This is a genomic window from Clostridium tyrobutyricum DSM 2637 = ATCC 25755 = JCM 11008 (assembly GCF_000359585.1).
In the GTDB taxonomy this organism is placed as follows: domain Bacteria; phylum Bacillota; class Clostridia; order Clostridiales; family Clostridiaceae; genus Clostridium_B; species Clostridium_B tyrobutyricum.
This window is the reverse complement of sequence record NZ_APMH01000028.1, coordinates 23077-48137: the sequence shown is the minus strand read 5'-3', so window position 1 is coordinate 48137 and position 25061 is coordinate 23077. Positions and strand designations below refer to the sequence as shown.

At 30.0% G+C, this 25061-nt stretch carries 22 protein-coding genes, 2 pseudogenes and 1 riboswitch; of the genes and pseudogenes, 19 read left to right on the top strand and 5 right to left on the bottom strand.

Going from position 1 to position 25061, the window contains the following annotated elements; translation table 11 throughout:
• The first annotated feature begins 27 nt into the window (after positions 1-27).
• The 6 genes from folE (at position 28) to J418_RS0111420 (ending at position 4029) form a co-directional block, all read left to right on the top strand.
• Positions 28-588 carry a GTP cyclohydrolase I FolE gene (gene folE / locus J418_RS0111445; RefSeq protein ID WP_182915964.1) on the top strand — a complete coding sequence of 187 codons (561 nt, stop codon included), beginning with the start codon at positions 28-30 and terminating at the stop codon, positions 586-588.
• 14 nt (positions 589-602) lie between these two features.
• A complete protein-coding gene (locus tag J418_RS0111440) occupies positions 603-1082 on the top strand; it encodes an HD domain-containing protein (RefSeq protein ID WP_017750927.1) in 480 nt (159 codons plus the stop codon).
• A 23-nt stretch (positions 1083-1105) separates the two neighbouring features.
• Positions 1106-1915 carry a dihydropteroate synthase gene (gene folP / locus J418_RS0111435; RefSeq protein WP_023625398.1) on the top strand — a complete coding sequence of 270 codons (810 nt, stop codon included), beginning with the start codon at positions 1106-1108 and terminating at the stop codon, positions 1913-1915.
• A gap of 2 nt (positions 1916-1917) precedes the next feature.
• Complete coding sequence (folK, locus tag J418_RS0111430) at positions 1918-2748, top strand: 2-amino-4-hydroxy-6-hydroxymethyldihydropteridine diphosphokinase (protein WP_017895623.1); 831 nt, start codon at positions 1918-1920, stop codon at positions 2746-2748.
• Positions 2749-2933: 185 nt separating this feature from the next.
• Positions 2934-3353 carry a CidA/LrgA family protein gene (locus J418_RS0111425; RefSeq protein ID WP_017750930.1) on the top strand — a complete coding sequence of 140 codons (420 nt, stop codon included), beginning with the start codon at positions 2934-2936 and terminating at the stop codon, positions 3351-3353.
• Positions 3322-4029, top strand: a complete 708-nt coding sequence (locus tag J418_RS0111420) for an LrgB family protein (RefSeq protein ID WP_017750931.1) — start codon at positions 3322-3324, stop codon at positions 4027-4029. Before J418_RS0111425 ends, J418_RS0111420 begins: the two co-directional genes overlap by 32 nt.
• A 66-nt stretch (positions 4030-4095) precedes the next feature.
• Here J418_RS0111420 and J418_RS0111415 read toward each other — a convergent pair whose 3' ends face one another.
• From J418_RS0111415 to tpx, 3 genes are all read right to left on the bottom strand, one after another.
• Complete coding sequence (locus J418_RS0111415) at positions 4096-5454, bottom strand: PFL family protein (protein ID WP_017750932.1); 1359 nt, start codon at positions 5452-5454, stop codon at positions 4096-4098.
• A gap of 41 nt (positions 5455-5495) precedes the next feature.
• Positions 5496-5765 carry an ACT domain-containing protein gene (locus tag J418_RS0111410; protein ID WP_017750933.1) on the bottom strand — a complete coding sequence of 90 codons (270 nt, stop codon included), beginning with the start codon at positions 5763-5765 and terminating at the stop codon, positions 5496-5498.
• A gap of 121 nt (positions 5766-5886) precedes the next feature.
• A riboswitch (glycine riboswitch) is annotated at positions 5887-5975 on the bottom strand.
• A gap of 145 nt (positions 5976-6120) precedes the next feature.
• Complete coding sequence (gene tpx / locus J418_RS0111405) at positions 6121-6615, bottom strand: thiol peroxidase (protein ID WP_017750934.1); 495 nt, start codon at positions 6613-6615, stop codon at positions 6121-6123.
• Positions 6616-6765: 150 nt separating this feature from the next.
• On the opposite strand from tpx, the gene ymfI reads away from it, so the two are divergent.
• Together ymfI and J418_RS0111395 are read left to right on the top strand one after the other, a co-directional pair.
• Entirely contained in the window at positions 6766-7509 is a 744-nt protein-coding gene (gene ymfI, locus J418_RS0111400) for an elongation factor P 5-aminopentanone reductase (RefSeq protein ID WP_017895622.1), read from the top strand.
• An 83-nt stretch (positions 7510-7592) separates the two neighbouring features.
• Entirely contained in the window at positions 7593-8426 is an 834-nt protein-coding gene (locus J418_RS0111395; RefSeq protein WP_017750936.1) for a response regulator, read from the top strand.
• Between the two features lie 48 nt (positions 8427-8474).
• On the opposite strand, the gene J418_RS15630 is transcribed toward J418_RS0111395, so the two are convergent.
• Positions 8475-9977 carry an SH3 domain-containing protein gene (locus J418_RS15630; RefSeq protein WP_017895621.1) on the bottom strand — a complete coding sequence of 501 codons (1503 nt, stop codon included), beginning with the start codon at positions 9975-9977 and terminating at the stop codon, positions 8475-8477.
• Between the two features lie 267 nt (positions 9978-10244).
• On the opposite strand from J418_RS15630, the gene J418_RS0111385 reads away from it, so the two are divergent.
• From J418_RS0111385 to J418_RS0111340, 11 genes and pseudogenes are all read left to right on the top strand, one after another.
• Positions 10245-12662 (top strand): ATP-dependent DNA helicase, encoded by a 2418-nt coding sequence (locus J418_RS0111385; protein WP_017895620.1) that lies wholly within the window; start codon positions 10245-10247, stop codon positions 12660-12662.
• A gap of 30 nt (positions 12663-12692) precedes the next feature.
• Positions 12693-13493 (top strand): shikimate dehydrogenase, encoded by an 801-nt coding sequence (aroE, locus tag J418_RS0111380; protein ID WP_017895619.1) that lies wholly within the window; start codon positions 12693-12695, stop codon positions 13491-13493.
• A gap of 39 nt (positions 13494-13532) precedes the next feature.
• Positions 13533-14015: pseudogene (locus J418_RS16850) on the top strand (shikimate kinase); the annotation flags it as partial.
• A gap of 30 nt (positions 14016-14045) precedes the next feature.
• Complete coding sequence (aroD, locus tag J418_RS16845) at positions 14046-14816, top strand: type I 3-dehydroquinate dehydratase (protein ID WP_235807045.1); 771 nt, start codon at positions 14046-14048, stop codon at positions 14814-14816.
• 134 nt (positions 14817-14950) lie between these two features.
• Positions 14951-15220 carry a hypothetical protein gene (locus J418_RS0111370; RefSeq protein ID WP_017895617.1) on the top strand — a complete coding sequence of 90 codons (270 nt, stop codon included), beginning with the start codon at positions 14951-14953 and terminating at the stop codon, positions 15218-15220.
• A 4-nt stretch (positions 15221-15224) separates the two neighbouring features.
• Positions 15225-15875, top strand: coding sequence for a L,D-transpeptidase family protein (locus J418_RS0111365; protein WP_017895616.1), 651 nt, complete (start codon positions 15225-15227; stop codon positions 15873-15875).
• A gap of 169 nt (positions 15876-16044) precedes the next feature.
• The gene (locus J418_RS0111360; protein ID WP_023625401.1) at positions 16045-16308 is read left to right on the top strand and encodes a metal-sensing transcriptional repressor; all 264 of its coding nucleotides are present in this window, start codon (positions 16045-16047) and stop codon (positions 16306-16308) included.
• A gap of 30 nt (positions 16309-16338) precedes the next feature.
• A pseudogene (locus J418_RS15620) lies at positions 16339-18582 on the top strand (heavy metal translocating P-type ATPase); the annotation flags it as partial.
• Between the two features lie 61 nt (positions 18583-18643).
• Entirely contained in the window at positions 18644-18871 is a 228-nt protein-coding gene (locus tag J418_RS0111350; protein WP_017895614.1) for a heavy-metal-associated domain-containing protein, read from the top strand.
• Between the two features lie 158 nt (positions 18872-19029).
• A complete protein-coding gene (locus J418_RS0111345; protein ID WP_017895613.1) occupies positions 19030-21198 on the top strand; it encodes a heavy metal translocating P-type ATPase in 2169 nt (722 codons plus the stop codon).
• A 342-nt stretch (positions 21199-21540) separates the two neighbouring features.
• A complete protein-coding gene (locus J418_RS0111340; RefSeq protein WP_017750948.1) occupies positions 21541-23514 on the top strand; it encodes a fructose-bisphosphatase class III in 1974 nt (657 codons plus the stop codon).
• Between the two features lies 1 nt (position 23515).
• Here the strand turns inward: J418_RS0111340 and cls are convergent, their stop codons facing one another.
• Positions 23516-24940: a cardiolipin synthase gene (gene cls / locus J418_RS0111335; RefSeq protein WP_017895612.1), complete on the bottom strand. Its 1425-nt coding sequence runs from the start codon at positions 24938-24940 to the stop codon at positions 23516-23518.
• Positions 24941-25061: the final 121 nt, after the last annotated feature.

Genomic DNA, 25061 nt, shown 5'->3' with positions numbered 1-25061 from the left:
ATAATAAAATTAGGAGTGTTTTCGTTGATAGATGAAACTAAAATTAAAAAGGCAGTCAGAATGATAATTGAAGCTATAGGGGAGAATCCAGACAGGGAGGGACTTCTACAGACTCCGGATAGAATTGCAAGAATGTATAAAGAAGTTTTTAAAGGATTAAATCAAGATCCGGAAAAGCATTTAAGCAAGATGTTTACTTTGGAAAGTGATGATATTGTTTTGGAGAAAGACATAATCTTTTATTCTATGTGTGAACATCACTTTCTTCCGTTTTATGGTAAGGCCCATATTGCGTATATTTCATCTGGAAAAGTAGTAGGATTAAGTAAACTTGCAAGGACTGTAGAAGTCTTTGCAAAACGTCCACAGCTGCAGGAGAGAATGACAAGACAAATAGCTGATGCCATATTTAAATATTTGAATGCAAAGGGTGTTATGGTAATAGTAGAAGCTGAGCATATGTGTATGACAATGAGAGGAATTAAAAAACCTGGCAGTAAGACCGTCACTGCAGTTACACTTGGAACTTTTAATGGTGATCCAAAATTGATAGATCAAGTATATTCTATGATTAATATGGGTAAATAGTGTGAGAGGATAATATGAAAAAGATAAATTTTATATTGAATAATAAAATGTTCAAAGAAAGTCTAAAAAAAAATAGGAAATGTGAAGAGAGTAGAAAATTTTGTCATCATGATTTATCTCATATGCTTGATACTGCACGAATTGCATACATAATAAGTCTTGAAGATAAATTAAATCTTGAAAAAGAAAGTATATATGCAGTTGCCTTGTTACACGATATTGGAAGACATAAACAGTATAAAGAAAATATCCCTCATGATATTGCAAGTGTTGAAATTGCAGAAGAAATACTTAAAGAATGTGGATTTGAAAATTGTGAGATTTTTAATATAATTAGAGCTATTAAAAATCATAGGAATGGACATATAGAAAAAGATATTTTATCACAAATTATGTACAGAGCTGATAAGCTTTCTAGAAGATGTTTTTGTTGTAATGCTTTAGAGGAATGTAACTGGTCTCAAGAAAAGAAAAATTATAAATTGATGTATTAGGGGTGGATTAATTGAAAAGAAAAATGAAAATTGGAAATAAAATTTTTGATATCGGGAGCAGAACATATGTTATGGGTATTTTAAATGTAACTCCAGATTCATTTTCAGACGGAGGCAAGTTTAATAGTTTGGATAAAGCTGTATATCATGCAGGCGAGATGATAAAAAATGGAGTTGACATTATTGATGTAGGAGGAGAGTCTACAAGACCAAATTGTACTCCTATTGATAAGAATGAGGAAATAGACAGGGTTATGCCTATAATAGAGATATTAAAAAGGGAATTTGATATACCGATTTCAATAGATACATATAAAAGTAAAGTTGCTGAGTGTTCTATCAAGGCAGGTGCAGACATGATAAATGATGTGTGGGGATTTAAGAGAGATAGTAATATGGTAAAGATTGCAGCTAAATATGAAACTCCGTGCTGTATTATGCACAATAGAAATAATAATGAATATAAAAATTTAATCCAAGATGTTTTATATGATCTGAGAGAGTCCATAGATATTGCAATAAATAATGGAGTCAAAAAAGAAAATATAATTATAGATCCGGGTATAGGTTTTGCTAAAAATTATAAACAAAATCTTGAGGTAATGAATAAACTTGAAAGTCTTACTGAATTGGGATATCCAGTTTTATTAGGAACTTCAAGAAAATCAATGATTGGAAATGCACTTAACCTTCCCGTAAGTGAAAGAGTTGAAGGTACATTAGCTACTACGGCAATAGGAATATTAAAAGGCTGTGATTTTATAAGAGTTCATGATGTGCTTGAGAATAAGAGAGCATGCCTTATTTCTGATGCGATTGTGAGGGGGAGATAGATATGGATAGTATATTAATAAATAATCTTGAAATATATGCTTTTCACGGCGTAAATCAACAGGAAAAGGAACTTGGGCAAAAATTTCTTTTGTCCGCTAAAATATTTATTGACATAAAAGAAGCGTCTCAAAATGATGATTTATCTAAAACAGTTAATTATGCCAAATTATGCATTGATATTGAAAATGAGTTTAAAAAATGCAAATATAATTTAATTGAAACTGCAGGAGATAAACTGGCAGAATTTGTTATTTTAAAATATGATTTTATAAAGGGAATAAGACTTACTATAAAAAAACCATGGGCTCCAATTGGAAGACCCGTTTCCTATGTAGCTGTAGAAATAAATAAACTCTGGCATAATGTATATGTTAGTTTAGGATCAAATATGGGAAATAAGCAGGAGAATATAAGCAAATCTATTACTATGATAGATAATTCTAAATATTGTAAGGTTATAGACATTTCCAGCAATTATGAAACTAAGCCTGTAGGATATTTGGATCAGCATAATTTTTTAAATTGTGCAATACATGTTAGAACAATACTAACCCCTGAACAATTGATAAAATTTTTTATGAATATTGAAAAAATATTGAAAAGAAAGCGGATTATCAAATGGGGACCTAGAACTATAGATTTGGATATATTACTTTATGACAATATAATTTCAGATTCAAGAGAAATAACAATACCTCATCCAAGAATGCATGAAAGAATGTTTGTTTTAAAACCACTTTCTGAAATAGCACCATATGTTTTACATCCAATTTTAAAAAAGAGAATTTTTGAAATTGAAAATGAATTATCAAAAAAACAGAAATTGATATAATAATGTTGATTTGTGAAAAGGATATAAGTGGCGTATTGATGCAATTCTCTAAAAATCATTCTGTAGACAGCATGAAAATAAAGATTATATTAACAAAATGTTAATATAATAAGGTGGTCATACCATGTTATTATAGTGTTATTATAGTAGTGTTAATTATAGTAATGAAAAGAGGTGTGAACTACTTGAAACTATTAAGGGAACTTTGCATAATACTTATAATTAGTTTTATAGGTAATGTTATTAACAAAGTGTTAAAATTATCTATCCCGGGAAATGTAATAGGGATATTCATTTTGCTTGCTATATTATGTTTAGGAGTAATTAAAGTAGAAGATATAGAACATGTTAGCAGTTTCTTGCTTAAAAATTTGGCATTCTTTTTTGTGCCTGCAGCAGTACAATTAATGACATGTTTTAAAACAATCAGTAAAGTTGTGTTTCCTATTTTGGCAGTCCTGGTAATATCAAGCATAATTGTAATAGTGGTTACTGCATTAACTGTAAGAATTATTAAAAAGAGACAAGACATTAAAACTTCGAAATCTATTCAGAAAGGACCAAGAGAAGAAAATGAGACAATTAATAACAACTCCACTGTTTAGTATTATGATTTCATTGTTTACTTTTGAGATAGGAACCATTCTATATAATAAAACTAAAATTCCAATATTAAATCCGCTGCTTATAAGTCAAACGCTTATAATTATTTTCCTATTAAGGTTTCATATTAGCTTTAACACTTATAATCAGGGTGGACAATATATAACATTTTTCTTAACTCCTGCTACTGTAATTTTAGCAGTACCAATATATAAAAAGTTAAGACTTTTAAAAGAAAATGCGCTTCCTATATTTGTAGGGATTTCCGTAGGTTCAGTTTGTGGAATTGTAAGTACATTAATATTATCCAGGTTATTTGGATTAAGTAGGGTTATTATGGATTCCATGGTAGCAAAGTCGATAACTACACCAATTGGTATAGAAATATCAAAACAAGTAGGTGGAATACCTGCAGTAACTGTAGCTGCAATTGTATTAACTGGAATAGTAGGATCAATAATAGGACCTATTATATTTAAGCTTCTTAAAATTAATGATAGAGTTGCAAAGGGTATTGCATTGGGAACATCTTCTCATGCTGTTGGTACTGCTAAGGCTATTGAAATGGGAGAAGTTGAAGGTTCTATGAGTGGGCTTTCTATAGGAATTGCCGGAATTATAACTGTAATTATAGCTCCAATTATAGTCAAATTTATTGGCCCAATTATTGGAGGTTAGATATATATTGTAAAAATACACTATAGTAATTACCATAAAAAGTGGACTTACTATAGTGTATTTAATTTAATTTTTAAAGCTGTGAATTGGAGCTGGAATTCTTCCACCCCTATCTATAAAGGCCTTACTTGAAAATGTATTTACCTTCATTATAGGAGCTTTTCCAAGAAGCCCCCCAAAATTGGCTTCATCTCCAACACCTTTACCATAAACAGGTATTACTCTTACAGCTGTTGTCTTTGCATTTATCATACCAATAGCAGCTTCATCTGCAATTATGGCAGATATAGTTGATTCAGGAGTATCTCCTGGAATACCTATCATGTCAAGACCTACTGAACATACACATGTCATTGCTTCTAATTTTTCCAAATTAAGTGCACCTATGTTAACAGCATTTATCATTCCTTCATCTTCACTTACAGGTATAAAAGCACCACTTAGACCTCCAACTTGAGAGGCTGCCATTATACCACCCTTTTTAACTGCATCATTTAGCATTGCCAAAGCAGCGGTAGTTCCAGAACATCCACAACTTTCCAAACCGATTTCTTCAAGAACCCTTGCAACACTGTCACCTACAGCTGGTGTTGGGGCAAGGGATAAATCTACTATACCAAAAGGCGTATTTAGCCTTTTTGAAGCTTCCTCTGCTACTAGCTGGCCCATTCTAGTAATTTTAAAAGCAGTTTTCTTTATGGTTTCTGCTACTACGTTAAAACTTCTGCCTTTTACTTCTTCAAGAGCACATTTGACAACTCCCGGTCCACTTACACCTACATTTATTATTGATTCAGCTTCACCAACTCCATGAAAAGCACCTGCCATAAATGGATTGTCTTCAACAGCATTACAGAATATAACCAGTTTAGCACAGCCAATACTTTCATTGTCTCTTGTAAGATAAGCCGCTTTTTTTACTATTCTTCCCATATCTTTTACTGCGTCCATATTAATACCTGACTTTGTACTGCCTACGTTTACGGAAGAACATACCTTTTCGGTTACAGCCAGGGCCTCGGGTAAAGATTCTATAAGTATTCTATCTCCTTTTGAATAACCTTTATGTACAAGAGCTGAAAAACCTCCGATAAAATCTATTCCTAAAGTTTTAGTAGCTCTATCCAAAGTTTTTGCAAATTCGACATAGTTAGTATCAGAACTTGCTTGGGCTATTAGGGATATAGGAGTTACAGATACTCTCTTATGTATTATAGGAATCCCATATTCAGTTTCAATCTCTTCAGCTGTTTTTACTAGATTTTCGGCATATTTGGTAATTTTATCGTAAATTTTAGTCCTTGCTTTTTTACCATCACTTTCTATGCAGTCTAGAAGAGATATTCCCATAGTAATAGTTCTTATATCAAGATTTTCTTTTTCAATCATGTTTATTGTTTCCATTATGTTTTTAGAATTAATCATTTCAAACACCTCGTATATATTATTTTAATAATTTAAAGTTTCTAAATCTCATGCATGGAGGTGAAGATATCTTCTCTTTGAATTTTAATGGAAACCTCAATTTCATTAGCTTTAGAATCAAGTATAGCTTTTAATTGTTTAAAATCTACATTCATTTTTGATATATTTACCAGCATTACCATGGTAAAATAACCTTTTATCAAAGTTTGATTTATATCTAAAATATTTATATTATTTTTAGATAATATGGAAGTTATTTCATGTATAATCCCGACTTTATCATGCCCAAGTACAGTTATAATTGCCTTCATATGTTACATCTCCTTGTCTAATTGTGTAATTAAAAATAAAAGAGACTAAGTTATTAGTCTCTGGGAAATCAATTCGATGGCAAGATAATTATTAGTCAATGCAACCCAATAAACATCTTACTATAAAATCTCTGTCCTTTTACCTGAGAGTTTCGCTGGAACAAAGCTTTCCCCTTCGGCGCTCAATAGAGTCTCTCCAGAGTTTCGTCCAATAATAGTCTATGCAAATTCAATTATCTTCATCCGAAATCTTATAATTATACGAAAATTATATCATATTGTAAATTTCAAAGCAAATAAAAAAGTAAACAGGCTATTGAGGCAATATTAACAACCTATTTACTTTATATAAATATTATTTTGCTTTTTTTGCAGCATTTAAAATTTCATCGTAATCAGGATAATCTGTTACTTCTTCAAGATAATTTACATATGTAACTTTATTATTGCTGTCTACTACAAATGCAGTTCTTGCAAGAAGGCCCAAGTCTACTATATAGGTTCCAAAATTTTTTCCAAAACTCCTATCCTTATAATCAGAAGCTGTTGTTACGTTTTTAACTCCATGAGCTGCACACCAACGACTTTGTGCAAATGGTAGGTCCATTGATATTGTATATACAGTAACTCCTGGAATTTCAGAAGCTTTTTCATTAAAAGTTCTTGTTTCTAAATCACATACAGGTGTGTCAATAGATGGAACTGTTAAAAGTATTCTTACTCCCTTTGTATCTTTTAAAGATATTGGATTAAGGTTGTTATCAATTACAGTAAAGTCAGGTACAGTATCACCTACTTTAACAGTATTACCAGAAAGTGTTACGGGTTTTCCTTGAAATTTTAATTGCATATAAATCCCTCCAAACAAAACATATTAATCAATAATTATTATTATGATAACACAATATAATATAATATGCAATATAAGGTATAAATATTTACGATAATATATGGTGTATAATAAAATAGTAAAATTTAAATATGAGAGGTGTAGTTTTAATTGGTTGATTTAAGCGGGAAAGTTGCAGTAGTAACAGGTGGATCTGGAGATATAGGAAGAGCTATATCAATTGAACTTGCAAAATGTGGAGCCAATATTATTGTTAACTATAGGAAAAATGAAATAGAGGCAAGGAGGACTTTGGATAACATAAAGAAGTATGGTGTTACTGGGATTATATTTCAAGGAGATGTAAGTAATTATAATAGTGCTAAAAAATTAATAGATTGTGCAGTAGATAATATGGGCAAAATCGATATATTGGTAAATAATGCAGGTGTTTCTAATATAGGACTTTTTATAGATGCTGATGAAGATCAGTGGAATAGAATAATTGATGTAGATTTAAAAGGAGTATTAAACTGTACTCACTGTGCATTAAAATATATGATATCCAAAAAAAATGGAATTATAGTGAACATATCATCAATATGGGGCAGCGAAGGAGCTTCTTGTGAGTCAATCTATTCTGCAGCTAAAGGGGCTGTGAATTCATTTACAAAAGCAATTGCTAAAGAAATGGCTCCTTCAAATATAAGAGTAAATGCAGTTGCACCTGGTGTAATTGATACAAAAATGAATAAATGGCTGAGCAATGATGAAAGAAATGCTCTAATTGATGAAATACCATCAGGAAGATTTGGAAAAACTGAGGACATAAGTAATATAGTATCTTTTTTGTGCAGTGAATCATCCAGATATATAACAGGTCAAATTATAACTGTGGATGGAGGAATGTTTTAATATAATTTTACCTATTAAAATATTGTAATAGTATACGATAATAAGAGTATAATACAAAATATTGAATAATAGGATGAATTGATATGAATAAAATTATAATATTAGATGATATGCCATATGTAAGATATAGGGTCAAAGATATAATGGAAAGTGTAGGAATAGAAATATATGAATCAAGCAGTTCTTTTGATTTTTTTAAAAAATTATCTGATAATAAAGATGATATAAGTTTAATTATATTGGAGATAGGTCTTGTTAGAGAAGATGGACTTGAAATACTTAGGAAGATTAAAGCTAGAAAATTAAAAATCCCCATTATGATACTTACTAAATTAAATACAAGAAGTATGTTTATAAAATGTATAAAAGAAGGTGCCTCAGAATATATATTAAAACCATTTAGTTCTAAAACATTAATTCATAGAACAAAACAACTTATATCTACATATGAAAATAATAATGATTCAGGAGAAATAATATACTTGAATTTTCAAGAATATATTAATAAACAGATAGATGAGGCTAAATTAAAAAATAAAAAATTATCACTTATGATGCTGAGTTTAATAAAAATAAATGCCAGGGAATCAGAAGAAAAAATAGAAGTTAAAGATAGTTATTTGGCATTATTGGATATACTTTATGAAAATATGAAGAATTTTTTTAAAAAGCCTGATTTGTTTGAAAAGTATGGGATATCAACATTCATATCAGTTCTTCCAAACTGTGATGAAAATGTTGTAGTAGAAAAATCGAGTAAGATTATGAACTATTACAAAAATATTAGAGATAATGATTTAAGGTATTTAAAATACAAAATAGTAACTTCTTCGGTTACATTTCCTGAAGATGGAACTGATAAAAATCAACTTCTAGATAAATTGTCACTTGAAATGAAATATAAAATTAACGAATAATGTTTTATAATAAAAAGTGGGTTCAAAAGAATCCACTTTTTTACATGATTATAATTGTATATAATCTGAATGAACATATCCTATAGTTGATCCTACAGAAACCTTGTACCATCTACCAGTTGAACTTAAAATTGTAACTTTAGTACCATTCTTAAGAGATGATACTACACGTCCTGTCCATGCACTGTTTCTCAAATTTAAAGTTGAGGATGAATTTTGAAGCTTGACTGTGCCTGTTTTCCCAGAAACAGTATTAACTGGACTACTTGTTTTAACTGCAGCAGTATTAGCAGATACGTAAGCTGAGGATATATAACCTGTTTTACCATTTACAGAAACCTTATACCAGTTTCCGCTTTTTCCCAGTAACGATATTTTGGTACCATTTGATAAAAATCCAATAATGGCTCCATTAGGGGTACTTCTTAAATTTAAGATGGAGGAACTGTCAGTTAATTTTACATAAGCTGATGTTGAACTTATGTTAGGCGAGCCTACAGTATTTGAATTTACTGTTACTGAATTAGTAGGTACTGTAGTTGATACGTAAGCAGAAGATACATAACCTGTTTGACCAGTTGAAGTAGTAACTTTATACCAATTACCATTTTTACCCACTAATGACAAGCTTTGACCGTTTGATAAAGATCCAATAACGGCTCCATTAGGATTACTTCTTAAATTTAAGGAAGAAGACACATCACTTAATTTGACATAAGCTTTTGTTTGGGAAATTGAGGTAGTATTATCGAAATTTCCACCTGCTCCCTGTGCAATCTGCTGTGAAGAACCTATTTTTATGTAGCTTGAATTAACATATCCATAACTGGAATTGAATTTGACTTTATACCAGTTTCCAACAGTTCCTAATATTTGAACTGATTGACCATTTTTAAAATTTCCAATGGTTCCAAAAGAAGTTCCAGCTCCACTTCGTACATTTAGGCTCGAACCTGAACTGGATATGCTAACTATACCAGAATTGATAACTTTTAGATTTTCTGTTGTTGCAGAAGCTGGAATACTTGCAGATTTGCCAGACCCAACATATATATATCCTTTCAGAAATATATTTCCTCTATTTTGCATTTGAGACTTTGTCATGACTTTTACATTTCCGTCATATGATCCTCTAACGTTGAAGTTTCCCTCATTTAAATATACAGAGTTACCTTCTACTTTTTCTACAAAACCTACATGACCATAACCTTTTGGGCCTCCATACCATACTGCAATGGAATTATCCCTCGGCTCTGTTCCATATGAATATATATTATCCCTAGCATTGGCATACCACCAGTCAACAGCATTACCATAAAATTCTGAAGGTAATGCTATACCTAATTTTTCTAGAGTCCTTCCATATGTAAACCAAGTGCATTCGCCAGTATAACCACTTTTTGAAAATATATTTCCAACATTGTTATAAGCGGTACTTTGAATGTTTGGTAAATTTCCAGCAGCATGGACACTATTAGACATAACAACACTAGTATTTATAACAGAAGCTGAAATAAAAAAAGAAAATATTAGTTTTTTAGATCCGTTCATGCTTACCTCCTAAATATATAATAAATTTTAGAATTATAATACAATATAATTATTATCGTATATATTTAAAAATAATTTATAGAACAATTTAGATTAATTATACTATATTTTTGTATAATAATCTACCAAATAGAAATAAATATATAAAAATATATAATTTTACAGTAAAGGGAGTACATTGTATTGAATTTGTAAAAATAAATTAGATATTATCAATTGTATATAGTAAAATAATATAATATATTGAGTTTTGAAAGAGTTGATTTTATGGATCAGGATGTAATAAAGATATCCGTGAGAAATCTTGTAGAATTTGTACTTAGGCAGGGTGATCTAGACAACAGGTTTACCAGCAATGTTAGAGCATTGGAAGGTACCAGAGTACATCAAAAGATACAGCAGCAGTACAAAGATAAGATAATAGGAGACAAAAGCGCCACTTATAATTGTGAGGTATCACTAAAATATGAAATAATATATAGGAAATTTAAATTTTTAATAGAGGGTAGAGCAGATGGAATAATTTTAGAAGACGATTGTGTAACTATAGATGAAATAAAAACAGTGACAAGACCTCTTGAAATGATAGATGCAACTTACAATCCCTTGCATTTAGCACAGGTAAAATGCTATGCCTATATATATGCATATGAAAATAAACTTGATTATATATGTGTACAACTTACATATTATAATATAAATGACCATAAAGTTAAATTTATAAAAGAAAAGATCAACATAGAGGATCTTAGGCGTTTTTTTATTGATATTTTGGATAAATATTATAAATGGGTTGAACTTAAAAAAGATTGGAATGATATTAGAAATAAATCCATAGATGATTTAAAGTTTCCATTTAAGAGCTATAGAACTGGTCAGAGAAAGTTGGCAGCAGTAGTTTATGGAACAATAAGGGATAAAAAAAGATTGTTTGTTCAGGCACCTACGGGTATAGGTAAAACAATATCTACAATTTTCCCGTCAATAAAGGCCCTGGCTACCCAAAAGCTTTCTACAATATTTTACCTGACAGCTAAAACTACAACAAGAGCTACAGCAGAAGAAACTTTAAAAATTATGTTTGAACGTGGTCTTAGATTAAAAAGTATAACTATTACGGCAAAAGAAAAAGTATGCTTAAATGATGATACGGCGTGTAATCCGGAACACTGTGAATATGCTAGAGGTCATTATAACAGAGTCAATGAAGCTATATTTGAAATTATAAATTCAGAGGATTTGATAACTAGGGACAAAATCATAAAATATTCTAAAAAGTTCCAAATTTGTCCTTTTGAATTTTGCCTAGATACTGCCCTATTCTGTGACTATGTAATATGCGACTATAATTATGCCTTTAATCCCAGGGTATATTTAAGGAGATTTTTTGATGAATCATCGGAAAAAAATGTACTTTTAATTGATGAAGCGCATAATTTAGTAGATAGATCAAGAGATATGTTTTCAGCGGAAATTTATAAAAAATCATTTTTGCATATAAAAAAGTTTATTAAAAAAGAAGATAATAAAATATTAAAGTGTCTGAATAAAATAAATTCTTATATGCTTGATTTAAAGAAAAATTGTAATTTGGAATTCAAAGATTTAAAAGATAAGTTGTCTGGTGATATAGTATATATTAAAAAAAACATATATGCGCAAAAGAGTAAAATGTCAGAAATCTATTTTTTGCTTAAAAACTTTTCTTCACAAATAGAAGAATGGATGATTAAAAATGCTGGTCAAACAGGATATGATGAAATTTTAGATGAATATTTTACTGTAAATAACTTTATTAGAATATATGAGATATATAATGATAATTTTATAACTTATATAGAAAATATGGCAGGTGACTTAAAGGTTAAAATATTGTGTATTGATCCATCAACTCTACTTGATGAGAGAATGAAAAGTGCAGAAGCTTCCATACTTTTTTCAGCTACATTATCTCCAATGAATTATTTTAAAGATATACTTGGAGGCAGAGCAGAGGATTATAATATGACACTTTTATGCCCGTTTGAAAGAAGAAATAGGGAAATCCTGATATCTAGTAATATTTCAACAGTTTATAGAAGCAGGGAAGAAAGTTGTCTGCCAATTATAAACTACATAAAGACTGTTGTTTCCAGGAGAACAGGCAATTATATAGTTTTTTTCCCTTCTTATGGGTATATGGATAGAGTATATGAACTTTTTATAGAAAAGTTTCCTGATGTAAAGACTTCAATCCAGAAATCTGGCATGAGTGAATCTGAAAGAGAAAAATTTTTAAATGATTTCAAAGAGGACTCAAAAGAAAGTTTCATATCATTTGCAGTACTTGGAGGATTGTTTTCAGAAGGTATAGATCTTAAAGGGGATAAATTGATAGGAAGTATAATAGTAGGAGTAGGACTTCCAAAAATATCTTTTGAAAGAGATATAATAATGGACTTTTTTAATAAAAAGAATGGCTTGGGATACGAGTATTCTTATATGTATCCTGGTATGAATAAAATACTCCAGGCGGCAGGTAGAGTTATAAGGACAGAAAGCGATAGAGGTGTTATACTCTTAATAGACAAGAGGTTTATGACAGTTAAGTATAAGAAATTATTTCCAAGGGAATGGTATCCAAATCATATAATAGATTGTGAACACGATATAGAAAGTATTTTGAAAGTATTTTGGGACGAATAGTTAAGTATTTAATTATCAGGAGGTATTGGTATGAGTGATCTTTATGGACTTATAGGAGGAAAATTGGGACATAGCTTCTCACCTATAATACACCATCTTATTTTAAAGAAAATCAATAAAGAGGGAAATTATAATCTTTTTGAAATAGAGAGTGGAAATTTAAAGAAGAGTGTAGAAGCTTTGAAAACTTTAAAATGTAGAGGCGTCAATGTAACTATACCGCATAAAATTAAGATAATGCAGTATATAGATGAAGTATCTATGGAAGCAGAAAAAATAGGAGCAGTAAACACAATAGAATTTTGCAATGATAGATTAAAAGGATATAATACAGACTATTATGGTTTTGGTTTGACATTAAAAAAATATAATATAGATATATCCAATAAAAATATAGTTATATTAGGTACAGGCGGAGCTTCTAAAGCAGCAGTTAGATATCTTATAGACAATAATTGCAGTGACATTACATATGTAAGTAGAAATCCTGAAAAAACTAGTGAAAATGATTGTAAAATCATATCTTACAAAGAACTCTACAATATAAATAATTCAGATATTATAATAAATTGTACTCCTTGTGGTATGTATCCAAATGTGGAAGTTTCTCCAGTTGACAAGGAAATATTAAATAATTTTAGTGCGGCTGTAGACTTGATATATAATCCCAATTACACTTTATTTCTAAAGTACGGGAGGGAATTGGGCATTAAAACAGTTAATGGATTATATATGCTGGTAGCTCAAGCTGTAGCATCTCAACAGATTTGGCAGAAAAAAAGCATATCTATGAGTGTTATAGATGAGATTTATAATGAGTTATCAAAATAATATTAAAGTATATTTTATAGTAGAAGGAATGTATATAATATGAGGTTGAAAAATAAAAATATAGTTCTTATAGGTATGCCAGGCTGCGGCAAAACTACAATTGGAAGAAGTATTTCTTCTAAATTAAATAAAAAATTTATAGATGTAGATGAATACATTGAATGTAAATACAATAAGAGTATTCCACAAATATTTAAAGAAAATGGGGAGGAATACTTCAGAAATATAGAATTAAAGTCTGTAGAAGAGATTAGTAATAAAGAAGATAGTATAATATCCACAGGCGGAGGAGTAATAAAGAATGAACAGAATATAATAAATTTAAAACAAAATGGAATTGTAATTTTTATAGATAGAAAAATAGAGGACATAGTTAGCGATGTAGACATATCAAATAGACCACTTTTAAAAAATGGTACTGAAGAAATAGAAAAAATTTTTAAGGAGAGATATGATTTATATAGAAAGTATGCTGATTTTTTAGTGGAGAATAATTGTAATATAGAAGAATTAATAAATGAAATAATTTCAACATATTATAAATTTATAAATATTAAACAGTATACTTCCATTAAAGTTAAAAATGTTGTAATTGGAGTTGGATATCCTAAGATATGTGTACCAATGGTAGGTAGGACTACTGATGATATTATTGATGAAGCAAATTTTCTAAAAAAGATTGATCCGGATGTTGTAGAGTGGCGTGTAGATTTTTTTGAGTATGTTAAAAATATAGATAAGGTTAAAGAAGTATTAAAGATGATTAGAGAGATACTTTACGACAAACCTATAATTTTTACATTTCGAAGCTATAGTGAAGGTGGGGAAATAGAAGCTACGAGAGAATTCTATATTGAATTGAATACCTCTATGATTGATACAAAATTTGTTGATATTGTTGATATTGAATTGTTTAATCATACTGAAGATATAAAACAATTGATAAAAAGAGCTCACGAAAATAGTGTATCAATAATTATATCAAATCATGATTTCAATAAAACACCGACTAAGGATGAAATAATATCTCGCTTATGCAGAGCTCAACAGTTAGGTGCTGATATTTCTAAAATTGCGGTTATGCCAAACTGTCCCAAGGATGTTATAACATTGCTGGATGCAACTCGTATTATGAAGGAGAAATATGCAAAACGGCCTATTATTACTATGTCTATGGCAGGCAAAGGTGTTATAAGTAGATTGTCAGGAGAATTGTTTGGAAGTGATATGACATTTGGATCAGCTAAAAATATTTCAGCGCCAGGTCAGATTCCAATAAGGGAATTACGTAAAATTATAAATTTACTTCACAATAATCTATAAATATGCGGCAAATATAAATAGCATTATATGGTATTAAAACAATAAAATGTTAGACAATCCATAAGTGACATGATAAAATAACAATATAGTTAATTTATTTAAAAGGGGAATGTATTAATACGAAAAGGCCACTTATGGAAAAAATAAAAAACATTTTAATCGAATTGATAATTGCCATTAGTATTTTTTCTATTATAATTATCGCTGACTTAGTAGATATTCAAATTAAAAATTCATCCAGTAATTTTAAGATTGTACAAAGTGCCAAAAACGACATTAACAGGGGTAGGAAGAATGTATATGAGTTAGGCGATAATATGATAGAGCTTAACAATAAACTTACAGTTGTTTATGATAACAAATTAAAGGACCATACTCAAAAAGTAAAAAGTATAATTAGGTGATCAAATGAAGAATAAAAATATAATTTTTCCTGTGATATTTTTGATATTTGGCATAATTTTAATGCTTTTGATTTCTGGGCTATCCATAAGAAATTATGTTAAAATCAATAATACCAATAAAATAATATCTGTAAATTCGAAAAATATAACAAATCAAAAAAAGGTATTTTTTAAAAAACCTTTAAATGAACCTGTAAATACTTCTATATCAATATACAAAAGCAAAAAAATTATGGAATTGTATGCTGATAAAAAACTCATAGGAAGATTTAAAATAGGATTGGGAAGGCAAATTGAAGGCAAAAAAGAAAGAGAAGGGGATAACAAGACTCCAGAAGGTAGTTATTACGTATGTTATATAAATACAAACAGCAAGTATAAATATTTTTTTGGAATAAGCTATCCTAATATAAAAGATGCAGAAAATGGTTTGAATAAAAATTTAATAAACAAAATTACATATAATAAAATAAAGGACGCTATTGATGAGAAAATTTCACCACCATGGCATACTCCTTTGGGAGGAGAAATAGGAATTCATGGAGGAGGAACAAAATATGACTGGACGTACGGATGCATTGCAATGTCTGATGAGGATATTTATAGAGCAAAGGAATATATAAGATTGGGAACTTGTGTAAATATATACAAGTAACAAAATTTCATTAAATACTATGAAAAATTAAAATTAAGTAGTATAATAAGATGAGAAATGAGAATCATTATTATTTATTTAAAGTAAATTTAAACATCAGTGTTTAAATTTATATTTTTTACTATATAGCACCCTACAGGGGTGGGGAGGATATAATATGGATTGTTGCATGAATGAAGATAAGAAAAGAGCTTTGCAAGCGTTAAAAACATCAAAGGGACAGATTGATGGAATAATAAAAATGATACAGGATGGCAGATATTGTATAGATATATCCAATCAAATAATAGCTGCTCAGGCAGTATTGAAGAGAGCAAATCTTATGATACTTAGACAGCACTTGGACAATTGCGTAAAGGATGCATTTTTAAATAATAAAGGTGAAGAAAAGGTTGATGAAATAATGAGCCTTTTAAAAAAATTATTGGATTAGTAAATTTAAATAGAGGGAGGCATAAAATTGACAAGTAAAATTTTACAAGTACAAGGCATGACGTGTGCTGCATGTGCTAGAAATATAGAAAAAGCAGCCTCGAGGGTAGAAGGTGTAAGTGAAGCAAACGTAAATTTTGCAGCAGAAAAGCTAAAAATAAGTTACGATCCTGAAAAAGCTAAAATTGAAGATGTTAAAAAGTCTATAGAGAAGGCTGGTTATAAGGCATTAGAAGATTGGGAACAAGCGGATGATGATAAACAAAGGAAGGAGAAGGAAATATCTGAATTAAAGAATAGATTTATAATGTCTGCAGTATTTGCAATACCATTATTGATTGTAGCCATGGGACCGATGATCCTCGAAAAAACTGGCAATATGCTTCCGGATTATATGGATCCCATGATCCATACCAGGGTTTATGGATTGATACAGTTGATTTTAGTAGTACCTGTAATGATTATAGGAAAAAGATATTTTAGTGTAGGATACAAATCTTTATTTAGGAGAAGTCCCAATATGGATTCACTTATAGCTATTGGTACTTCGGCAGCATTTTTATACAGTACAGTGTCTGTTGTCAAGACATTTATTGATGGGATGCAGTATCATATGTATTTTGAATCAGCAGGAGTAATACTTACACTTATAACTTTAGGAAAGTATTTTGAATCAGTAGCCAAGGGAAAGACATCAGAGGCAATAAAAAAGCTTATGGGACTTGCACCTAAAACTGCCAAGGTAATTAAAAATGATGCTGAAGTTGAGATTTCCATTGATGAAGTAAAAGTAGGAGATATAATAGTAGTAAGACCTGGAGAGAAGATTCCAGTAGATGGAGAAATAGTTGAAGGGGTAACATCTATTGATGAATCAATGCTTACAGGAGAGAGTATACCTATAGAAAAGATAGCAGGCAACAAAGTTATTGGAGCAAGTATAAACAAAAATGGATTTATTAAATATAAGGCTACTAAAATAGGGAAGGATACGGTACTTTCACAAATAATAAGGTTAGTAGAGGAAGCACAAGGCTCAAAAGCCCCTATAGAAAAACTTGCAGACGTAATAGCAGGTTATTTTGTACCTGTGGTTATAACACTTGCTATTCTATCTTCTGCTGCCTGGTTTATATATGGTGAATCTTTTGTATTTGCTATAACTATATTTATATCCGTTCTTGTAATTGCATGTCCATGTGCACTTGGGCTGGCTACACCTACGGCAATAATGGTAGGTACAGGGAAAGGCGCAGAAAATGGAGTACTTATAAAAAGTGGAGTTGCACTTGAATCTGCTCATAAAATTCAAACAGTGGTTTTTGATAAAACAGGTACTATAACCGATGGTAAACCTAAGGTAACTGATATATATACAGTTGGAAATACTGATGAAAACTATTTGCTTGGAATTGCCGCTTCTTGTGAAAAGGCATCTGAACACCCGCTTGGAGAAGCTATTGTAAAAGAAGCAGAAAATAGAAAAATTACTATTGAAAAGTTGGATTCATTTCATGCTGTTCCAGGTCATGGTATTGTATCAGTTATAAATAATAAAAGTATTCTTTTGGGAAACAGAAAATTTATGATTGACAATAACATTCTTCTGGATGATATGGAATCAAAGTTTCATAAATTGGCATCCCATGGAAAAACTCCAATGTATATATCTATTGATAATAAACTTGCAGGAATAATAGCAGTAGCTGATACCGTAAAAGAAAGCAGCAAAGCAGCTATTGAAAAACTTCATTCTCTTGGAATAGAGGTAGCCATGATAACTGGTGACAACAAAAAAACTGCAGATTCTATAGCAAGACAAATAGGTATAGATACTGTTTTGGCAGAAGTACTTCCAGAAGATAAGGCAAATGAAATTAAAAAGCTTCAGAAACAAAACAGAAAAGTTGCAATGGTGGGGGATGGAATAAATGATGCACCTGCCCTTGCACAGGCTGATATAGGCATGGCAATAGGTTCCGGTACTGATGTGGCTATTGAATCAGCAGATATAGTACTTATAAAAAGTGATTTAATGGATGTAGTTACTGCTATAGATTTAAGTAAAAAGACCATAAAGAATATAAAAGAAAATCTTTTTTGGGCCTTTGGATATAATACATTGGGAATACCTGTTGCAATGGGAGTACTTTTTATATTTGGAGGACCACTTCTAAATCCTATGATAGCTGCTCTTGCTATGAGTTTTAGTTCAGTTTCAGTACTATTAAATGCATTGAGGCTTAAAAGGTATAAACCTGTCCAAGTAATATGATTAAATTGTCAATTATCAATTGTAAAATATAAATTGAATAAAATATGAAAGGAGTAATATTATGTTTTTTGGTAGTAAAATAAAGAAAACAGTACATGTGGAGGGAATGACTTGTCAGCACTGCGTGCAGCATGTCAAGAAATCGCTGGAAGGTATAAATGGAGTTTCAAGTGTAAAAGTGGATTTGAACAGCAAAACTGCTGTTATAAAATCTTCAAATGATATAGATGACGATCTTATAAAAACAGCTGTTAAAGATGCAGGATATGAAGTAACTAAAATAGAGTAAAGTTGAAAAATAGAGGTATCTTGAAATTAATTTTAAGATACCTCTATTTTTTTTATAGTATTGACAATTAAATTTTATTGAACTATACTTATATCATAACATATGAACATATGTTCATATGTTATGATAACGTCAAATACTGCGGGGGGGAAAATATAATGAATGATATTCTTGGAGTGGACTTAAAAGATAGCAATATAAAAGAAAAAATGACTTCAAGCGAAACGGCAATTATTGATGGGTTGGATTGTGCACATTGTGCAGCGAAGATAGAGGATAAAGTAAAAAAAATGCCAGAAATAAAAAATGCATCTCTAGATTTCCTGTCAAAAAAACTTAAATTTGAACTCTATGATGATTCGAATGTTGCTTCTATTATTGAAAATATAAAATCCATAGTAGGTAAAATAGAACCTGATGCAGAAGTTATATATGGTTTAAATGAAGCAGTAATAGATAACGAAGAGTGTGACGAGGGAACCGGTAAAATTGAAAAAATGATACTTGTATCAGGAATAATAATTTATGCTATTGCCATTATTTTTAACTTTTCACATTGGACTGAATTTACACTTTATCTTATAAGTTATTTAATGATAGGAAAAAATGTATTGCTGCAGTCATGCAAAAATATTTCTCATGGTCAAGTGTTTGATGAAAATTTTTTAATGTCCATTGCAAGCATAGGTGCCTTTTCAATTGGACAATTTCCAGAATCCATAGCAGTAATGCTTTTTTATAGAATAGGAGAATATTTTCAGGATAAAGCAGTGGATAGATCGAGAAAATCCATATCTGAACTTATGAATATAAAGCCTGATTTTGCAAATTTAAAAACACTAGATGGCATAAAAAAGGTAAAGCCTGAATATGTGAATATAGGTGACTTGATATTGGTTAAGCCTGGGGAAAAAGTTCCTATAGATGGAGAAATAACAGAAGGAAATTCTATGGTGGATACTTCAGCATTGACAGGTGAATCCGTACCAAGGGATGTATCATATGGAGACACTGTACTTGGAGGATATATAAATAAAAATGGACTTTTAACTGTAAAGGTAAATAAAAAGTTTGGAGAATCTACGGTATCCAAAATACTGGATCTGGTTCAAAATGCCAGCAGTAAAAAATCACCTACAGAAAATTTTATTACAAAATTTGCTAAATACTATACTCCTATAGTAGTGGGGCTGGCAATAGCCTTAGCTGTATTGCCACCATTGATTGTACCTGGTGAAATCTTTTCAAAATGGCTCTATAGAGCTCTTGGATTTTTAGTAGTATCTTGTCCATGTGCATTGGTTATATCAGTGCCATTAGGATTCTTTGGAGGGATAGGAGGAGCATCTAAAAAAGGAATCCTAATAAAGGGAGGAAATTATCTAGAAGCTTTAAATAGTGTAGATACAGTTATTTTTGATAAAACAGGTACTCTTACCAAGGGAATATTTAAAGTTACAGATATTAAATCCTGTGACGGTTTTGAAAAAGAGGATATTTTAAGATATGCAGCTTATGCAGAAGTCTATTCCAATCATCCAATAGCTGTTTCAATATTAAAAGCCTATAATTCGGATATAAATAGAGATTTAATTGAAGATTATACTGAGATATCAGGAAAAGGTATTAAGGCTATTGTTGCTGGAAAGGAAATTCTGGCAGGAAATTCAGTATTCATGGATGATCAGGATATATCCTGCAATCATATTAATGCTATTGGAACTGTAATTCATATAGCTGTAGATAAAACTTATGTTGGACTTATAATAATATCAGATGAAATAAAAAAAGATGCAAAAACGGCAATTGATGCATTGAAAAGTATAGGAATAAGAAAAACTGTAATGCTTACAGGGGATAACAAAAAAATAGGAGAATCAATAGGACATAAATTAGGCATTGATGAAGTATATGCCGAGCTTTTGCCTGATGAGAAGGTTAAAAAATTGGAGTATATAGACGGACAAAAACAAAAGAATAAAAAGATAGCTTATGTAGGAGATGGAATAAATGATGCTCCTGTACTTGCAAGGGCCGATGTAGGAATTGCCATGGGTGGTATAGGATCAGATGCAGCTATTGAGGCAGCAGATGTAGTTATTATGACGGATGAACCTTCAAAAATAGCTACGGTTGTTAAGATAGCAAAAAGAACTAATAAAATAGTATATCAAAATATTGTATTTGCATTAGGGGTAAAGGTTATTATTCTAATTTTAGAGGCTTTAGGTATAGCAAATATGTGGATGGCGGTTTTTGGGGATGTTGGAGTTGCACTTATAGCAGTTCTAAATTCCATGAGAGCATTAAAAGTTAAAAGTAAATAGTACAGTATATTAATCTGTACTATTTATGCTAAGAAAATATTATAAAATAAACACAAAATATATTGATACAGAACTTAAATTATTATATAATAGTATTATAAATTGTTGTTTCGTATGATTATTTATAATGCCCACAATCTTATAATTAAATAATATAACATATAAGTATACCCGTTGAAAAATTCAACGGGTATACTTATATATTATAGAGTACAGAAAATTATTCATTTGATTAAGTTATACTAATTGTAAAATTTAGAGTATACAATGTAAAAATAATATATTATAATTATATTAGTATAGCATAAATATTAAATAAATTTATACAGGGAGAACTGCATTATGGAAATAAAAGATAGCTTGATTGAAAAGGATTTACGTTATTTAAAACTCCTTTCTAAGGAGTACCCAACAATATCCAGTGCAAGTACTGAAATTATAAATCTTCAGGCAATACTTAATTTGCCAAAGGCTACGGAACATTTTATAAGTGATATACATGGAGAATATGAATCTTTTACCCATATGTTGAGAAATGCTTCAGGAGTAATAAAAAGGAAAATAGACGACGTATTTTTAGATACTCTTACGCAAAAAGAAAAGGCGGAACTTTCAACTATTGTATATTATCCTGAAGAAAAACTTAAAATTATTCAAAGTAAGAATTATAACTTGGATAAATGGTATTCAGTAACTCTATATCAGCTTGTACAGCTGTGCAAAAATGTTTGTTCCAAATACACACGTTCAAAGGTAAGAAAGGCGCTTCCTAAAGATTTTGCCTATATAATAGAAGAACTTTTACATGAACAAGGTGATAAAATAGATAAAAAGGCATACTATAGAGAAATAATAAAGACAATAGTTAGGATAGGAAGAGCAGACAAGTTTATTATAACTATTTCTAAACTTATACAGTATTTATCAGTAGACAGACTGCATATTATAGGGGATATATATGATAGAGGACCTGGTGCTGAAATAATAGTTGATGCTTTAATGAAACACCATTCTGTAGATATTCAATGGGGTAATCACGATATTCTATGGATGGGGGCTGCAGCTGGTTGTGAAGCTTGTGTAGCAAATGTATTGAGAATATCTTTAAGATATGCTAATTTGCTTACTGTTGAAGATGGATATGGAATAAATTTACTTCCACTTGCCACATTTGCCATGGATACTTATGCTGATGACCCATGCAGTGAGTTTAGTCCAAAAACATTAGATAAAAATATAAATAAAAGTGATTTTGAGCTTTTTGCTAAGATGCACAAAGCAATAGCTATAATACAGTTTAAACTTGAAGGTAATATAATAAAAAATCATCCAGAATTTAATATGAATAACAGATTGCTTTTAGATAAAATAGATATAGATAAGAGTCAAGTAAATATTGATGGAAAGATGTATGAGATAAATGACACTAATTTTCCAACTGTAGATTGGAAAAATCCATATAAACTTACAGATCCAGAAAAATATATTATAAAAAGATTGACCAAATCTTTTGTAAACAGTGAAAAACTTCAAAGACATATTAAATTTTTATATAATAATGGAAGTATGTATCTAGTATACAATTCAAATGTAATGTATCATGGATGTATACCTTTAAATGAAGATGGAAGCTTTAAAAAAGTTAAAATAGGGAAATTTATTTACAGTGGAAGAAGACTTTTAGATAGATATGATAAATTAGCAAGGGAAGCATACTTTCTAAACAATAATATTAAAAATAAAAAATATAGTATGGATATGATGTGGTATATGTGGTGCGGTGAGAACTCACCACTATTTGGAAAAATGAAAATGACAACTTTTGAAAGATATTTTATAGATGACAAAAGTACCCATCATGAAGAAAAAATTTATTATTACAAATATAGAGATGATGAAAAAGTATGTGAAAATATACTTAAAGAATTTAATCTCAAAGTTGAAGGTTCACATATTATAAATGGTCACATACCTGTAAAAACCAAGAATGGTGAAAGCCCTGTAAAAGCAAATGGCAAACTGCTTGTAATTGATGGAGGATTTTGTAAAGCATATCAACCTGAAACTGGAATTGCAGGATATACACTTATATATAATTCCTATGGATTCCTGCTGACTTCACATGAGCCATTTACATCTATTAAAGATGCTGTTGAAAATGATAAAGATATTATATCATCAACTATAATATTGGAGCAGGCGGCAAAGCGAAAAAGTGTAGGAGATACTGACATTGGTATTGAACTTAAAAAACAGGTGTTGGATTTAGAGACACTGTTAATTGCATATAGAAAAGGATATATCAAAGAACAGTAAGTTAAAGTAGTGCTGAAAACATTCTACAGAAAGCTTCGAAGGCTTTTATAAAAGGGGACAGACTAATAAAATATTCTTCTGTTACCTTTTTACTCTTTAGTATATCTTTAAAAAATAAATCTTCTAATTCCTCTGTAGTATCCTGGTCATATATAACAGCATTTATTTCATAATTCAGTTCGAAACTACGTATATCCATATTAGCAGTACCTATAGTACACAATTTTCCATCTATAGAAACGGTTTTTGCATGTACAAAAGAGTTTTTATCATAAAAGTATATTTTAACATTGTTCTTTACCAATTCCTCCAAATAAGTCCTGGAAGCATAGTAAACTAATATGTGATCATATCTTCCAGGAAACAGTATACGAACGTCTACACCAGTTAATGATGCTATCTTTATAGAATTCAATATACTTTGTGTGGGTATGAAATATGGAGTAGTTATATATATGTGATCTTTAGCCATGCCTATCATTTTGAGAATTGCCTGTTCAATAGCTGGAAATTCAGAATCGGGGCCACTCTTCACAAGTTGCATTAATTTATTATTTATATTTGATGTTTTTGGAAAAAACTCTTCAAAGTTTCCACTATAGAAGAAATAATCTCTATTTGCATTTTTTATAGTAGTAAAATCATCTAAAAATACAGCTTGAAGACCGAATACAAAATCTCCCTTTACCATAATATGAGTATCTCTCCAATATCCAAATTTACTATTTCCAAGATATTCATCACCAATATTTATACCACCTACAAAGCCTACTTTACCATCTATAACTACTATTTTTCTATGATTCCTGTAGTTTATCTGTGTATTTATGTGTTTTAAAAGAGGTGCTAGAAAATAAGAATATTGCACTACTTTTACTCCAGCATCCTTTAATTCCTGTATGAATTCCTTTTTTAATTTTATACATCCAACTCTATCAAGTATTATTCTTACAACTACACCTTGATGAGATTTTTTAATTAAAATATTTTTTATTTTATTGCCTATTATATCATCTTTCATAATAAAGTATTCCATATGAATATGATACTTTGCTTTTGAAAGTTCTTCTTCCAAATATGCAAATTTTTCCATCCCATCTCTAAATATCTTTATGTTGTTATTTGTAAAAAGTGGTGATTCACTATTTTTAGACAGAAGTTCTATTAAGGGTTTATAGGTGTCGTCTTCTAATTTCTTAATTGCTTCATTTATTAATTTTTCGATTTTAATACTTATTTCATTATTGAGTTTGTGCTTTTTCCAGTTCCTTCCTAAAAATATGTAGGCTATTAGGCCAAAAGGAGGAAGAAGTATAAAAATAGCCAGCCAGGCAATAGTTTTTTCGGGATTTTTTCTTTCAAGTATTATAACTATAATTGAAACTAATATATTGACTTCAAATATTAAAAATAGAATATTTTTCATAACCTTCATCCTAACGCTAAAGTTTGTTTTATTATTTTAGATGTCTATTATATCATATTGTATAAACTGATAATTATAAATTTGATTTTAGATGTAAAATTTGAAATAATGATTAAAATAT